This is a genomic window from Microcosmobacter mediterraneus, assembly GCF_031846265.1.
GTDB lineage: Bacteria > Bacteroidota > Bacteroidia > Flavobacteriales > Flavobacteriaceae > Microcosmobacter > Microcosmobacter mediterraneus.
The window spans coordinates 288,890-301,790 of record NZ_JAVRIA010000001.1; the positions used below are offsets into that span (position 1 = coordinate 288,890).

Here is a 12,901-nt window from a genome sequence, read left to right on the forward strand (position 1 = left end):
AGAATGGTAAAGACCTCTCTTAGATTATGTTTTCTTTTCTTAGTTATAGTAATAATGCTATGCTCTTGTAAAGACGATAAAACATCTAGAACCCAAGCCTCTCAATATATTATAGATTCTATTTACAGCAAGTATTTATCGGAATATAGAAAGCATGATATCTATTTGCCTCAAGATTTTAATGAGGATCTCAATTATCCTATTATTTATGGTACTGATGGCAGTTCAAATGTGTCAGATCTTAAGTCAATATTAGATTCTTTAATAGGTAATGCTATAATTAAACCTGTAATTTTTGTAGCAAGCCACTCTAATGGAAAGGTTGCGGATAGCACTACTGCTAAGCGTGGCGATGGTACGTCATTAAGTTTAGCCTATCGCTATTTTGAGTATACAAATCAGTATTATGCACAGGATAGCAGTTATGTGCATTTGAAGCATCGTTTTGCTAATCATATGGACTATTTCTCTGAAGAATTTATCCCTCAGTTTGAAACCAAATATAAACAAGAAGCAACAAATAACAGTCGCTTTTTTTATGGCGTTTCTAATGGAGCAGGCTTTGGAATGAGTTTACTCAATACACATCCTAATCGTATTGGTACGTATTTATGTTTTTCAATATTTGGAGGAGATATTCAAACCAATACTTGGAATAGTAACACCAGTTATCCTAATTTATATATACGATATGGAAGTGAAGAACCTTTCTTTTTAAAAGATAATGCTGAGTTTTTACAAACTAAGTATCAAGAATTAAATCGTTTTATAGATGTCAAGACTTTTAATGGAGGACATAGCGATAAATTTTGGAAACAAGAGTTTATTAATATTCTAAGTGAAGTCTTAAAAAAAGAGTGATCTCTTAATTTACTTGAGCGCCATTTTCAACACGAGTTTCAGGATTAAGAAGTACAACGTCTTTGCCATCTACAGCACCAAGAACTAAACATTCACTCATAAACTTACCTATCTGCTTTTTAGAAAAGTTGACCACAGCCAAGATCTGCTTATTTAAAAGATCAGCTTTGGTATATAACGTTGTAATTTGAGCCGAAGAATTTTTAATACCTAAATCTCCAAAATCTATAGTGAGTTGATATGCAGGATTGCGTGCTTCAGGGAAATCATTAACTTCAATGATAGTCCCAACTCTAATATCAACTTTAGTAAAATCTTCAAATGCTATTGTGTTGTCCATAGCCTTAAAAATAGCTAATTTTATAAAAAATACAAGACTCATGGCAAGAACACCATCTAATATGATTCCTTTAGGAACCAAAGCACCAGATTTTAACCTCTTAGATACAGTGTCTCATCAACATAAATCATTGGGAGAACTAAAAGGTGGACAAGGAACAGTAATTATGTTTATCTGTAATCACTGTCCATTTGTAATTCATGTGAATCCAGAACTGGTAAAGTTAGCGAATGATTATAATGCAAAAGGCGTTTCTTTCATAGCTATTTCTAGTAATGATGTAGATAACTATCCACAAGATGGACCAGAGCTGATGACTAAAAACGCCATAGAAAACAACTATCCTTTTCCATATTTATATGATGAAACTCAAGAGGTCGCTAAAGCCTATGATGCAGCTTGCACACCAGATTTATATCTTTTTAATACTGATTTAGAATTGGTGTATCGTGGTCAGTTAGATGATTCCAGACCAGGAAATGGGATTCCTGTAACAGGAAAGGATATGAGATATGCCTTGGATAGGATATTGCAAGGCAAAGCGATTAGCGCAGCCCAGAAACCAAGCATTGGTTGTAATATTAAGTGGAAATAAAAAAATCCTGAAGCTCCAAACTTCAGGATTTTTGTTCAACAATCAATAAAATCTGAAATAATTATACTAGCGTTTGGAGCGCTTTTGTTTTTTCATCTTCTTTGTTTCTCCATTTCTTCTGTAATAATAGAAATCATCATCCCAATCTTGTCCTAAATCATCATCATTCCAATTATTATTAAAATCATTCAAAGAACCATCTATGCCAAAGATGCCATTACCTTGGTTACTAAAGTTAACAAATCCGTTAGTGCCAATCATATCACCTCTTCGGTTGTATTGTATATGTAATCCACCAACTTGCTTTAATAAACCATGTCTGTATCTCATATAAACAGACCCAACACGTTTTACTCTACTATGTCTATCGTAGTTAATAAATACATTACCTACGCGTCTTACTCGACCAGATCGATCATGTGTTACCAAAACACCTCGTGGTCTACTATAATCATAGTATCCACGTCCTGGTGCACCAAAGGTACTGTTAACAGAACCTCGTCTGTTACGTCTGTAATATACACTTGTGGTTTGTGATGTAGTATTAAAATCGGTGTTGAAGTCAAAACTTCCATCAGGAAAGATTAAGAACTCCACACCGCGTTCCACAAACAAAATAGGCTGTGTATAACGATAGCGTGTATTATCTAAATCTGTTCCTTGTGTTGCAGAACTCGTTTCTGCTGCTGTTACAGTTGTTAATCCCATTAACAATCCTGTAAAAAGTAAAACTAATTTTTTCATAGTTATAAGGTTTTAGATTTTGCCTACTCTTTAGCTTTTCGGCTTACGCTACTATGGTTATAAGTTTTCAATTAGCGTGCCAAAAAATGTAATAATCAGATAGTGAGATGTTTATATAGATATTACTATGTAACAAGGATTAGTTATGCTTTAGAAAAAATGGATTTAACTATAAACTATTATTTAGTATGTGACTAAGAATTAGACAATTAATTAAAATAATAGACGTTTTGTAATAAAACTAATCATCATGAAACGACTTTTTTTTCTATTCATTCTAAGTGCATTATTTTGTTTTGAAATTGGTGAAGCCCAACAGCAAAATAATATTGAACATTCGTTACAATCTTCAGTTTTTAATAAAGAGCGCAGGGTTAGAGTGCATTTACCAGATAGGTATTTTAGAGATTCTACAACAACATATCCAGTAGTATATGTCTTAGATGCCCAATCCAATAGTTTTTGGAATATTGCAAAAGGTAATATTGGATATTTAGCTAATAACTATGCTATAATGCCTATGATTGTCGTTGGTATAGTTTCAGATAATAGAGGAAGTGATTTTAATCCGCCCGCAACTAATTTGCAAAATCATTTTAGAAATGAAGTATTTCCTTTAATAGAAAAGAATTATAGAACAGATGGTTATAGAGCAATTATAGGTCATTCTTGGGGAGGTGCTTTTGTTGGTACTACATTGTTTAGTGAAAACAATGATTTATTTGATGGTTATATTGGGATAAGTCCTTCTTTTGGTGATGAAGATAATATCATAATAAAAGATGCAGCAAGAATGCTAAAAAATGGTGAATCCTTTAAAAAGTACTTGTATTTCTCTAATGGTGACGTAGGAAGGCGTGAAAAAGAGTTTGAAGGTTATGTTAAGGACATAGACTCTCTTTTAAAAGTTTATCCAAATAAAACACTTGTCTACCAACCTCGATTAATAGAACGCGTAGATCATTGGCAAATAGTTGGACCATCGTTTTGTGATGGGCTTATTAGTTTAAGTAGAAACTATTTTGCCGACCAAAAAGTTATGGAAGATCTTGCCAAAAACACAGAGTTAGATCTAAAAACACAGATCAAAAACTTTAATGCTACAACAAAAGAAAAATTTGGTTATGTCCATAAAGCTAGCTCTGGATATTTAAATTTTGTAGCCAATGATTTTAGAGACATGGATGACTACAAAACCGCATTAGTAATTTATGGTTTAGCTTTAGAAAAATCACCTAAAGATGTTAAAGTATATGTAAACATGTTTGATCTCTACGATAAAATGGGAGATCATAAAACTGCAAAACCTATGCTAGTTTCTACAATTGCTTTATTAAAAGAGCAGAAAGAAAACGTTAGTGAGGCTTATTATAGAGATGTCTTAAAATGGCTTCAGGAAAAATTAGAGGGTTATAACTAGTTAAAGCGTATAACCAATAAAGAAATTATCACACCTAAGTTAAAGAATAATATACGACCTAGCCGTATTAAAAATTTATAGGATAGTTTTAATCGTTTTCTTACATTAAGTTGTTGTTTTTTAGAGTTTAGATTATATATGGGAAGTATTATATTAGACTATTGATTTTGTAGTATTAAAAATCTAATTTCGCTTAACGTCCGATAAAGACAATTAAAAAAGTCCTTTTCTAACATAAAACGTAACTCCAAAAAAAATAATTAAAACTATATCTTCTTAGCAATCACCTCTCGCATTGCAGGTGTAAAAATTGTAGCTTCTGGTCTTTGTTCTAAGGTAATAAAGTCTAGTAGTGCGTCGTCTACTTCGGTTTGTGTTAAATAGCCAGCACCAACGAGTTTTGGAAAGTAAATATGGAAAAAACTTTTAGGCCATTGCCATGCAAATTCCTTTGGTGTTACCATTTTAGTTAAAGGTCTTGTGTGTATAACTTCATAACCACAGTCTCTAAAATAAACAGGGAGATTTCTGCCAATATCAATCATGCCATTTTGGTCTTGAAAACTTTGTAAAGCAGCTTTTATGGCTTTAGTTAGCCTAGGAAAATTAGGTTCGGTTTGTAAGGTAGACCAATCAAAATACTCTTGTGTAACCACTTTAGCACCTGGTTTTAGGGCTGTATGTAATTGTTTTAAAACAGATTTTGGATTATTTACCCAAGCTAAAGCCCAACGGTCAAAAACTCCATCAATACTATTGGGTTGTAAGTCCATGTCTTCAAAATCACAACATTGTGTTTCTATGTTGAGGTTAAACTGCTTAGAGACAACGTTTAAAAATGTGATGTAATGTGCCGATTTATCAATACCAATAACTTTGCCGTCTTGCCCTGTAATATAAGCTAATTCTTTAGTGCAGAATCCTGGACCACAACCCAAATCTAATAAGGTTTGTCCTGCTGTAAAACCTGCAAGTTCCCAACCTTTAATGGCCTCGCTAGACCAAACTTGATGTTGTAAGCCAAGACGATGAAGTTCTGCAGTTTCGGTTCCTAAAATATACGCGTTAGTTTCTTGTTGTGACATTATGATTATAATAAAAATGTAAGTTATAAAATATCTACTAACTTAAAATACAACACAAAATGTTAAAGTGATATTTAGAACTATTTAAAATGTATATTTTGGTAAGTACAATATATTTAAGTGAAGAAAATACTTAGTACATTTTTTTTCTACAAAACGGCAGCCATACCATCACTAATTATCTCTATTGGACTTGGAAGCTTAACTTGGTTAACATCTGGTCAATTTTCATTTCAAAATTCAGGATTAGCTTTTGTGTTTTTAACACCTTTATTTCATTATTTTATTTACGAAATTAGAAATCCAAACACCTATTTTTTCTATTATAATCTAGGATTTAGTAAACGTTTTCTGTGGCTGTTTACTGTAATTGCAAGTTGTATTCTTGGTTTAATCTTAATGTGTTTATGAGTACCCTACATGTAGATAGTATAATGAAACGTTATGGCAATAACCAAGTGTTGTCAGATGTTTTTATGTCTTGTTCTACAGGTGGCATTATCGGATTATTAGGCAGAAATGGATCTGGTAAATCTACACTTCTAAAAATTATTTTTGGAGCTTTACATACAGATAACAAATTTGTTAAAGTCGATGATGACATTATAAACGCTACTAAAGATACAGTTGGACGCATTGCCTATTTACCACAAGATAATTTTTTGCCCAATCATATAAAAATTAAAACACTTATTGTATTGTTATGTGAAACAGAATCTATTCAATTTATAAAAGATCACCAGCTCATATCACCTTTTTTAAATAGATATGTTAAAGCACTATCTGGAGGTGAACGACGTATTTTAGAGGTGTTTTTAATTATATTTTCAAGAGCTAAATTTATTTTAATTGACGAACCCTTTAATGGTATAGCTCCAATTTATAAAGATGAAATTAAAGATCTTATTAGAAGGCAAACCAAACATAAAGGTTTTATCATTACTGATCATGATTATAGTAATGTGTTAGATTTAGCCTCTAAGGTAGTTCTGTTGCACAATGGTAGTACGAGACCCATTAAAAATATAAAGGAACTTGAACAATTTGGGTATTTACCTTAGCATTGTAACATTTAATTTTATAAATACTGTAACAAATTTACCTTAAAAGCTACCTATAGATAAACAGGTTAATTCATTAAAAAACAAAATGTTATGATTTATAGAATAGTATTAGGCGTATTAGCAGGAGCAGCAGCAGGTGTATTGTTAGCACCAGATAAAGGCAGTAAAACAAGAGATAAGTTAAAGAAAGAAGGGACAGCAGTGAAAGACCAGTTGGTAGATGATTTTACAGAGGTTAAAGACGATGTCTCTAAAGCTGCAAGTTCTGGTAAGGACAAGCTTAAAGCAGAAATTAAAGATATTGCATCCAAAACCAGTTACCAAACGGAAAAGGCGATTACCTTTTTAGAAAAACAATTGGCTATTCTTAAAGAGAAGAATAAAACATTGCAACAGTCTAGCTAAAAATTTTTAAAAATGGTCGCTTTTATTTGCGGCCATTCTTCTTTTAAAATGCCATAACAACAGGTAGATCGTTTAAAGCCATCTTGCATTAAAGTGTCTTTACGTAAAATACCTTCTAGAGTTCCTCCAATCTTTTCCACAGCTTTACGAGAACGTATATTACGTTCATCTATTCTAAATTCTACTTTATCAAATTTAAGGGTTTCAAAAGCATATTGTAACATTAAAAACTTTATAGATGTATTTAATCCACTGCCTTGAAGTGGTTTGCTAATCCAGGTCCAGCCAATATGCAATACTTTGTTTTTACGATTTATGAGTCCAAAACGAGTGCTTCCAACATAAGACTCTGAATTTTTATCGTAGATAATAAATGGAATTGTGGTGTTGTGATAATAACCGTCAACAGCAATTTGTACGTAAGATTTCAAATCTTCAGGAGTGTCAATTTTACTTGGTGAGAATTGTATTAAATCGTTTTCTTGAGCGACAGGTAACAGGTGCTGATAATTACTAAGATCTAGTAATGTTAATTTTACGCGTTCGTTTTCTAAAGTTGGTGTATTCATAGTTATTTCCCATGAAAACGGGAATCTTTTATATTTTAATATTCCAATTTGGATTCCTACCTGCGCAGTAATGACAATGTTACTGTTTTTGTCATTCCGCACTGCGATGCGGAATCTAGTGTAATGAGATCCTGAATCACGTTCAGGATGACACTATATTATATCAAATCAAATTAGTTATCAAATCAACATTGACAACATGCTTACCATCAAACGGAATGATGGTTGCTTTATCTCCAAATAATTCATGAATGCGGTTGGTTTCGTAAGCCATGCGTTCGTTATCTAAATATTCATCTTTAGTGCCATAAATCATAGTGATCTTGGCCTTTAAAAAATGAAAATCTTCAGTTTTAAATTCCTTCGGAATACCTCCAGAATGTAATACTAATTGGCTGCATTGTAATTGTCTGAATGCTACATACCGCATGGCAACAGAAACCCCTTGAGAGTAACCAAAAACAATAAGGTTGAGGTGTTTTGGAATTTGCTCAGCTTCAAAAATAGCATCGAAATAACGCATAATGTTCTCAGTACCTTGGGCAGTATTGTCTTTAGTAAGCCAGTTAGCACCAACATGAAATTTGGGCTGTATGTAATATTTACTTGGTGCTTGTGGAGCAATGATGTAATTGTTTTCAGCATTTAATTCTTTAAAATATTTAAGAAAGTATTTACTTAAATAACCCATGCCATGACATACAAACCAGACGTTTTTAGTTTTGTCACTTAAAGTATTTAAAGTAGAGTAGGTGTTATTAGAAGTATATGTAATATCTTTTTCTGTAGAATTCATTTCGTACCTTTGTTTTGAAGACTTAAAAATACATTTTTTTAAATGCAATTATCCAAAAAAGACATTCTTAAAAGAGCAAATGACGCTAGTAAAAACACACTTTTAGAAACGCTAGATATACAAATGGTGGATTTTGGTGATGATTACCTTATTGCTAGAATGCCAGTAACACCAAAAGTTCATCAACCAGATGGTGTGCTACATGGAGGAGCTACAGCAGCATTGGCAGAAACCTGTGGAAGCTTTGCTGCACATCTTTTTACAGATACCTCTAAAAATTTTGTGAGAGGATTAGAGATTACTGCAAATCATTTAAAAGCAGTTAAAGATGGTTTTGTTTATGCTAAAGCTACATTTATACATAAAGGAAGAACAACACAGTTACTAGATATACGTGTTACAGATGAAGATGATAATCTTATTTCAGTTTGTCGTTTATCTACGATTACACTTCCAATGAAAGCATAAGCAATTGGATAATTTCTTTGATCAAATAACTCAGCATTTTTTAGACAAACGACCTCTTGTGGTTTATAGTAAGCCAGATTCTAAAATCGTAAAGGCCTTACTTCAAAATGATAAATCGATTAATTATACAAGGGATTACAATGAATCTGGTTTTGTGTTTGCACCTTTTGATAGTAAAGAACAATCGGTTTTAATTCCATTACATCTATCAGAACAAGTTGTGTCAGAAATTAGTATGAAAACTAAAGTTGAATCGCCTAATTCAGTATTGAAGTACTCATCAAACAAAAATCAGCATATTGAATTAGTTGACAAAGGTATTAGCGCAATTAATAATTTTGAGCTTAAAAAAGTAGTCCTGTCTAGAGTAGAAACTATTGAAGGACACTTTAACGCAATTACTATTTTTAAAACTCTTTTACAAGCTTATCCTAGTGCATTTGTCTATTGTTTTTATCATCCAAAAATTGGCCTATGGTTAGGTGCTACTCCTGAAACATTAATGCAAGTTGAAGGTAATATCCTTAATACAATGGCTTTAGCAGGAACTCAAACATATAAAGGCACACGAGACGTTTTTTGGGACACTAAAGACATTGAAGAGCAGAAATTTGTTACAAAATATATTATCAATGCTCTAAAATCTAATACTAAATCATTAAATGTATCTGAAGTAAAAACGGTTAGAGCAGGAACTTTACTGCATTTGCAAACAGATATTGAAGCTATAGTTAATAAACGTTCTGTAGACTTAAAATCCGTTATTGAAACCTTGCATCCAACACCAGCGATTTGTGGTTTACCGAGAGAGGAGGCTAGGGATTTTATTTTTAAACACGAAGCTTATGAACGTGAGTTTTATACTGGATTTTTAGGCGAATTAAATATCACAACATCTACTTCTAGAAACGCAAATAAAAGAAATGTAGAAAACAATGCTTACAGAGCTGTCAGAAAAACTTCGGAATTATTTGTGAATTTACGGTGTATGCAATTGAAGCAAAATAATAAAGCTTTGATTTATGTTGGTGGCGGAATTACCAAAGATTCCAGACCTGAACACGAATGGCAAGAGACAGTGAAAAAATTGGAGACAATGGCTTCTGTTATTACTAATTTATAGTTGTTTAGTATCGCTCCAAAACACTGTTTTTCTAAAATCTTTGGATTCTTTTTCGTTTAAAAGTTTTAAAGCGCCATGTGCTTTTATCAATTCCTGAAAACGCGCTTCTCTCTTCTCAAATTGAAATTTATTAGTATAAGTAGTTTGCAGTATAAGATTAAATTCCGCATTGGTATTGATCACTTTTAAAAGTTTATAACTTTTAATATAACCTTTTTCAAGTGCTTTTATACGCAGTTGTTTCCAGTTGTTCTCATAATAGTATAGGGCTTCTTCTGTATTGTCGTTGAGGATTTTCACATAATCAATCGAGGTTATTTCATTAGCTTCTTGCGCTGAAATAATTCCGTAATTGCTAGAGAAAAGAATTAATGATAGGAGTATGAGTCTCATATAAAAATAGAATTTAGAATAAAAAAACGCTTCAAAATTCTAGTTTCACTGACAACTTTTGAAGCGTTTATAGCTATGAATGTTCCCTTAGTCCATGCTATAGAAAAATTGTTCATTGGTGATTTTACCGTCTTTTACCTCAAATACGACAACCTCTTCCATTTGTTGCCTGCCTCTGTCTTTAAACGTGCAATCAAAAGTCATTTTGGTTGTAAAATGATTTCCGGCTACAATTGGATTACTAATTTCGCCACCATGCCATTCTTCAACATTATCTAACCATTCCTTATTTTTATTCCAAACATTTTCTCTACCTGAAACTATTTCTCCTGGCATTCCAGGCATTTCTCTACTAGTTACATTCTCCGCATAAAGTGCGTTAATACAGTCTAAATTTTGTCCTTCACGGCACATTTCTGCCCATTTATTGGCTACGTCTTGTGTATTCATAATGTAATTTATTTTTAAGTTAGACTTAAAAGTAAAGAAATTATTAGCTTCTATATATTAAGAAAATGTTAGAATTTTATTATGTCATTCCGCACTATGATGCGGAACCTATTTTTAAGTCAATTCAATAGGTTTGTTTAATAATTGATAGAGATTTACCCTAACTAATTTAAAGCAGCTTTATAAACTTTGAGACAGCGTTCTCTGGCAAATTTATGATCCACCATTTCTTCGGGATACGTTAACTCCTGAAAATCTGGAACCCATTTTTTAATATACTCTAAATCCTTGTCGAATTTTTTAATTTGAGTTGTTGGGTTGAAAATTCTAAAATAAGGCGCAGCATCTACACCACAACCTGCAACCCATTGCCAATTACCAACATTACTTGCCATATCATAATCATGAAGTTTCTCAGCAAAATAAGCTTCTCCAAGACGCCAATCAATGAGTAAATGTTTACATAAAAAACTACCAACAAGCATACGCACACGATTGTGCATAAAACCAGTTTGATTGAGTTGACGCATACCAGCATCAACTAGTGGATAACCTGTTTCACCTTTGCACCAACGCTCAAAATCCTCAGGTGCATTTCGCCATTCAATTCTATCGTATTTGGGTTTAAATGCTTTATCCATAGTATGTGGAAAATGCCAAAGGATTTGTATAAAGAATTCGCGCCAAACGAGTTCTTTTAAAAACGTTTTATTGTCTTGTCTATTTGCTCGCAAAACCATAGCTCTGGTACTTACTGTGCCAAAACGTAAATGAGGACCAAGACGAGATGTATTATCCATTGCTGGGTAATTTCTAGTATCCTCATAGTCCTTTATGAGATTAGAATTTACATCGTAAGACTTTACTTTAGTAGAAGAAGACCCAAAGCCTATGTCGTTTAAGGCCATGAGCTTATATTCGTGTTTGTGAAGATGATTTAAATGTTTTTCAGAAGGTAATTGTACAAGACCATCCTCTTTAAATTTTGCTAACCATTTTCTTGAGTATGGTGTATAAACTTTATAAGGATCACCATCATCTTTTACAACCTCTTTTTCTTCAAAAATCACATGATCTTTGAATGTTTTAAACTCAATCTGTTGTGCATGTAGATAGTCTGAAATTTCTTTGTCGCGTTGTAATGCGTAAGGTTCATAATCCTTGTTTGTAAACACTGTAACGATTTTAAACTGATCAGTAAGTAATTTATAAGCGTCTAAAGGTGAGTTATAAAAGCCTTTAATCCCAGAATTAAAGGCTGCAAGAGTAGTATTTAAATTCTTAATTGTATCATAAATAAACTGAACTCTGGCGTCATCTTTAGGGAGTTTATCTAATATATTTTTATCAAAAATAAAGATTGGTAATACTGGTAATTCTGAATTTAATGCATAATATAAGCCTATATTATCCTCTAATCTTAAATCTCGTCTAAACCAAAAAATATTTATTTTAGATTTACTCATTGTTTAGTATTAAATAGTTGTATTTTGAGTTAGTGTAAAGATAAGGAGAATAAGAGTTTTTCTTTTATTATGATCAAAGCAATATAGCATGACAAATAATGATATTTTTAAAAAGTTAAGAGTTGCCCATCAATTACGTGATGATCAAATTGTAGAAATTTTAGCACTAGTAGACTTTAGAATCAGTAAAAGCGAGCTAGGCGCTTTTTTTAGACGAGAAGATCATCCTAAATATGTGGAGTGTGGTGATCAGATTTTAAGAAATTTTCTTAATGGATTAATCATTCATTTAAGAGGTCCAATGCCAAAAAATAAAAAATAACACCTTCTTTTTATCAATTCTTCAAAATGCATATAGATTATTTTTTAAAAGACCAAGTTATAGTACCTTGCTAGCCTTTAAGAAAATATAATGTTTGAAATATCTCCAAAATCTAATAAATCTCCTTTTATTTCTAAATCTGAAATTGAAGCACTTAATCATAAGTATAAAAATCTAACTGCAAGAGAACGTATCTCAGAATTATACCAAGATTTTGAAGTTGGAGATGTTATGCTTACAAGCTCATTTGCAGCGACATCAGCATTTTTCTTAAAATTATTTTCTGAAGTTAATAAAGCACAAACTGTATTTTTTATTGATACAGGTTATCATTTCTCTGAAACGCTTGATTATTTAGAACAGCTAAAAGCACATTATGGCTTAAATGTAAAATCTATTAAAGCGCTTAAGGCAGAGCATGAGTTTACTACAACCGATGAAACATGGCGTAAAAACCCTGATTTTTGCTGTAGCATTAACAAGGTAAAACCTTTAGATACAATTAAAACTAAGTATAAGGTTTGGGCTTCTGGACTAATGAAATGGCAAAGTGACCACAGAGCAACTTTAGATTTTTTTGAAATGCGAGGAGAGATCTTAAAATTTTATCCTTTACTTGATATCACTAAAGAAGAACGCGATGTGTATATTAAAGAGCATCAATTGCCTTTTCATCCTTTAGTGGCTAAAGGTTACCATTCTATAGGATGCAGGCATTGTACTATTCCTGGTGAGGATAGAAGTGGACGCTGGAATAATAATCCTAAAACTGAATGCGGATTACATTTGTAAATTGAAAT

The 12,901-nt window shown here is 32.2% G+C and carries 18 protein-coding genes; 10 read left to right on the forward strand and 8 right to left on the reverse strand.

The window, feature by feature from the left end; genetic code table 11:
- The first annotated feature begins 3 nt into the window (after window positions 1–3).
- A complete protein-coding gene (locus tag RM697_RS01280) occupies window positions 4–861 on the forward strand; it encodes an alpha/beta hydrolase (protein WP_311426029.1) in 858 nt (285 codons plus the stop codon).
- Between the two features lie 4 nt (window positions 862–865).
- Here RM697_RS01280 and RM697_RS01285 read toward each other — a convergent pair whose 3' ends face one another.
- Complete coding sequence (locus tag RM697_RS01285) at window positions 866–1,201, reverse strand: tRNA-binding protein (protein ID WP_311426030.1); 336 nt, start codon at window positions 1,199–1,201, stop codon at window positions 866–868.
- A gap of 40 nt (window positions 1,202–1,241) precedes the next feature.
- Here RM697_RS01285 and RM697_RS01290 point away from each other — a divergent pair, with 40 nt between their 5' ends.
- Window positions 1,242–1,796 (forward strand): thioredoxin family protein, encoded by a 555-nt coding sequence (locus RM697_RS01290; protein WP_311426031.1) that lies wholly within the window; start codon window positions 1,242–1,244, stop codon window positions 1,794–1,796.
- A gap of 66 nt (window positions 1,797–1,862) precedes the next feature.
- Here RM697_RS01290 and RM697_RS01295 read toward each other — a convergent pair whose 3' ends face one another.
- Window positions 1,863–2,540, reverse strand: coding sequence for a hypothetical protein (locus RM697_RS01295; protein ID WP_311426032.1), 678 nt, complete (start codon window positions 2,538–2,540; stop codon window positions 1,863–1,865).
- Window positions 2,541–2,790: 250 nt separating this feature from the next.
- Between RM697_RS01295 and RM697_RS01300 the strand changes: the two genes are divergently transcribed.
- Window positions 2,791–3,960, forward strand: coding sequence for an alpha/beta hydrolase-fold protein (locus RM697_RS01300; RefSeq protein ID WP_311426033.1), 1,170 nt, complete (start codon window positions 2,791–2,793; stop codon window positions 3,958–3,960).
- 266 nt (window positions 3,961–4,226) lie between these two features.
- On the opposite strand, the gene RM697_RS01305 is transcribed toward RM697_RS01300, so the two are convergent.
- Window positions 4,227–5,045 (reverse strand): methyltransferase domain-containing protein, encoded by an 819-nt coding sequence (locus tag RM697_RS01305; RefSeq protein WP_311426034.1) that lies wholly within the window; start codon window positions 5,043–5,045, stop codon window positions 4,227–4,229.
- Between the two features lie 120 nt (window positions 5,046–5,165).
- Here RM697_RS01305 and RM697_RS01310 point away from each other — a divergent pair, with 120 nt between their 5' ends.
- From RM697_RS01310 to RM697_RS01320, 3 genes are all read left to right on the forward strand, one after another.
- The gene (locus tag RM697_RS01310) at window positions 5,166–5,456 is read left to right on the forward strand and encodes a hypothetical protein (RefSeq protein ID WP_311426035.1); all 291 of its coding nucleotides are present in this window, start codon (window positions 5,166–5,168) and stop codon (window positions 5,454–5,456) included.
- The gene (locus RM697_RS01315) at window positions 5,453–6,106 is read left to right on the forward strand and encodes an ATP-binding cassette domain-containing protein (RefSeq protein ID WP_311426036.1); all 654 of its coding nucleotides are present in this window, start codon (window positions 5,453–5,455) and stop codon (window positions 6,104–6,106) included. The genes RM697_RS01310 and RM697_RS01315 overlap by 4 nt, the downstream gene beginning before the upstream one ends.
- A gap of 93 nt (window positions 6,107–6,199) precedes the next feature.
- Window positions 6,200–6,514 carry a YtxH domain-containing protein gene (locus RM697_RS01320; protein WP_311426037.1) on the forward strand — a complete coding sequence of 105 codons (315 nt, stop codon included), beginning with the start codon at window positions 6,200–6,202 and terminating at the stop codon, window positions 6,512–6,514.
- On the opposite strand, the gene RM697_RS01325 is transcribed toward RM697_RS01320, so the two are convergent.
- Both RM697_RS01325 and RM697_RS01330 read right to left on the reverse strand, forming a co-directional pair.
- Entirely contained in the window at window positions 6,511–7,083 is a 573-nt protein-coding gene (locus tag RM697_RS01325) for a GNAT family N-acetyltransferase (protein WP_311426038.1), read from the reverse strand. The two genes, RM697_RS01320 and RM697_RS01325, sit on opposite strands and share 4 nt — an antisense overlap.
- A 163-nt stretch (window positions 7,084–7,246) precedes the next feature.
- The gene (locus RM697_RS01330) at window positions 7,247–7,879 is read right to left on the reverse strand and encodes an alpha/beta hydrolase (RefSeq protein ID WP_311426039.1); all 633 of its coding nucleotides are present in this window, start codon (window positions 7,877–7,879) and stop codon (window positions 7,247–7,249) included.
- Window positions 7,880–7,921: 42 nt separating this feature from the next.
- Between RM697_RS01330 and RM697_RS01335 the strand changes: the two genes are divergently transcribed.
- Window positions 7,922–8,347 carry a PaaI family thioesterase gene (locus RM697_RS01335; RefSeq protein ID WP_311426040.1) on the forward strand — a complete coding sequence of 142 codons (426 nt, stop codon included), beginning with the start codon at window positions 7,922–7,924 and terminating at the stop codon, window positions 8,345–8,347.
- Window positions 8,348–8,351: 4 nt separating this feature from the next.
- A complete protein-coding gene (locus RM697_RS01340; protein ID WP_311426041.1) occupies window positions 8,352–9,470 on the forward strand; it encodes a chorismate-binding protein in 1,119 nt (372 codons plus the stop codon).
- Here RM697_RS01340 and RM697_RS01345 read toward each other — a convergent pair.
- From RM697_RS01345 to RM697_RS01355, 3 genes are all read right to left on the reverse strand, one after another.
- Window positions 9,465–9,863 carry a hypothetical protein gene (locus tag RM697_RS01345; protein WP_311426042.1) on the reverse strand — a complete coding sequence of 133 codons (399 nt, stop codon included), beginning with the start codon at window positions 9,861–9,863 and terminating at the stop codon, window positions 9,465–9,467. The genes RM697_RS01340 and RM697_RS01345 overlap by 6 nt on opposite strands.
- Before the next feature lie 87 nt (window positions 9,864–9,950).
- Window positions 9,951–10,313 carry a SnoaL-like domain-containing protein gene (locus RM697_RS01350; RefSeq protein WP_311426043.1) on the reverse strand — a complete coding sequence of 121 codons (363 nt, stop codon included), beginning with the start codon at window positions 10,311–10,313 and terminating at the stop codon, window positions 9,951–9,953.
- Between the two features lie 164 nt (window positions 10,314–10,477).
- Complete coding sequence (locus tag RM697_RS01355) at window positions 10,478–11,779, reverse strand: cryptochrome/photolyase family protein (protein ID WP_311426044.1); 1,302 nt, start codon at window positions 11,777–11,779, stop codon at window positions 10,478–10,480.
- A gap of 88 nt (window positions 11,780–11,867) precedes the next feature.
- Between RM697_RS01355 and RM697_RS01360 the strand changes: the two genes are divergently transcribed.
- Window positions 11,868–12,101 (forward strand): DUF1456 family protein, encoded by a 234-nt coding sequence (locus tag RM697_RS01360; RefSeq protein WP_311426045.1) that lies wholly within the window; start codon window positions 11,868–11,870, stop codon window positions 12,099–12,101.
- A gap of 90 nt (window positions 12,102–12,191) precedes the next feature.
- Complete coding sequence (locus RM697_RS01365; RefSeq protein WP_311426046.1) at window positions 12,192–12,893, forward strand: phosphoadenylyl-sulfate reductase; 702 nt, start codon at window positions 12,192–12,194, stop codon at window positions 12,891–12,893.
- Window positions 12,894–12,901 lie beyond the last annotated feature (8 nt).